The following is a 1,710-nucleotide window of genomic DNA, read 5'->3' on the forward strand; positions in this document are numbered from 1 at the left end:
GGCGCTCGCGGCGGTGGTGGCGGCGACCGCCGCCGGCCGGCTCGGCGTCGCTGTGGCCTGCCGGCGGGGCGTGCCGGCGGCCCGGCCGGAAGGGCTGGGCGCGCTGGTCGCCGGGACCGTCGGGCCGGTCGCGCTGGTCGCCGGCACGGCGGCCGTCGCGCTGGTGGCGGTCGCCGCGGTGCCGGACCGCCCGTGGCAGGGGCCGCTCGCCGTTCTCGCCGCCCTCGCCGCGGCGGCCGCCCTGCTGCGGCACGTGGTACGCCGCCTCGGCGGGATCACCGGCGACGTGCTCGGCGCCACCGTGGAGCTGGTCACCACGCTGGTCTACCTGGGACTCGTGCTGTCCAGCTGAGTCCGGCGCGCCGCGGCGGGTAGCGTTCTCCCACGACAGCACGGTGCGGCCGACCGGGGGAACGATCATGCTCATCACGGACGACTTCCTGCCCGTACCGGTGCCGGAGTCGCTGAGCGCCACCTACCTGGTGCCGATGGCCGGGTTGCCGAGGGTCGGTCCGAAGACCGCGGTGGAGGCGCTGCAGGGCCGGCTGGCCGATCCGGTGTACGGCCTGGCCCGGCAGATGCTGGACAGTCCGCTGATGAGCGTGGACACCCGGCCGGTCAGCGAGTTCCCCGAGCTGCCGCCGGACCTGCTCACCGCGTTCGGCGCCAGCGAGGCGCAGCTGGACCGGCTGGCCGCGGCCAGCCACCTGGTGGTGGTGCAGGCCGAGTACCGGCCCGGCTGGCCGCCGGCGCACGAGTGGGCGGCGCGGGCGGTGGCCGCCGCGGTCGCCGAAACGGTGCACGGCGACGTGGTGGACGTCTTCGGGTTGCAGTTCCTCGACCCGGCGACGGCGTTGCGGTCGCTCCCCGACGAGCGGGGGCGGATCCGGCTGGTCGACTGGGTGCTGGTGCCGTACTCCTCGGACGCCGAGGGGCTCTGGTTCACCACCAAGGGGCTGCGCCGGTTCGGGCTGCTGGAACTGCAGACCCAGGGGGTGCCGGACCACCTCACCCGGGCCTGGGGCGCGGTGATGACCGGCGCCGCGCGGCGGCTGCTGCGGGACTGGACCGACGGGCTGGCCGGCGAGGAGGTGCCGGCGTTCGTGCAGCTGCCCGTGCTGGCCACGGTGACCGGGCACGACATCGCCGTGGCGTACGGCAATCCCGAGCAGCACGGGGCGACCGCGCCGGTGCTGCTGCGGCTGGAGCTGGACCCGGCCACCGACCCGGACGCCGACTCGTTCCTCAGCCTGCACCCGCCCGCCGGGCACCCCGGGCCGGCCGGACGCTACTACGCCGCCGCCTGTGCCACCCTCTTCTCCGGCATCCAGCCGGACGTGCGCTACGCCCGCTCCGGCGACGCGATGAGCCGGGCGATCGCGACCGCCCGCGCCGGGCTCGGCGACATCCGGGCCCGGTTCGTCACCGGCCAGCTGCCGCCGGAGACCCAGCTGGTGGTCAAGTACGGCCTGCCCGGCGACGACGGCCCCGAGTTCGTCTGGGCCGGGGTGACCTCGCGGGAGGCGCCGGAGCGGATCGTCGGTGCCAGCGCCAGCGACGCGCACACCGACCCGACCGTCCGGATCGGCAGCCCGGTGGTGGTGGAAGCCGCCGACGTCGTCGACTGGGCCCTGCTCGACGGCACCGGCGTCATCGAAGGCGGCTGGACCCAGGCCGTCCTGGACGCCGGCGAACCCCCCACCCCCTGAC

General features: G+C 76.4%; 2 protein-coding genes. Both read left to right on the plus strand.

Going from position 1 to position 1,710, the window contains the following annotated elements; genetic code table 11:
* The coding region (locus tag DLJ47_RS26315; RefSeq protein WP_199236009.1) for an adenosylcobinamide-GDP ribazoletransferase at window positions 1-352 on the plus strand (352 nt) is incomplete at its 5' end.
* Window positions 353-419: 67 nt separating this feature from the next.
* Complete coding sequence (locus DLJ47_RS26320; protein WP_109903813.1) at window positions 420-1,709, plus strand: DUF2314 domain-containing protein; 1,290 nt, start codon at window positions 420-422, stop codon at window positions 1,707-1,709.
* Window position 1,710: the final 1 nt, after the last annotated feature.

The sequence above is a fragment of the Micromonospora sp. S4605 genome, from assembly GCF_003176715.1.
GTDB classification, from domain to species: domain Bacteria; phylum Actinomycetota; class Actinomycetes; order Mycobacteriales; family Micromonosporaceae; genus Micromonospora; species Micromonospora echinaurantiaca.

What these genes read in the sequence shown, in the direction of transcription:
- DLJ47_RS26320 (WP_109903813.1), top strand. Translation starts at nt 420, where the DNA reads ATGCTCATCACGGACGACTTCCTGCCCGTACCGGTGCCGGAGTCGCTG.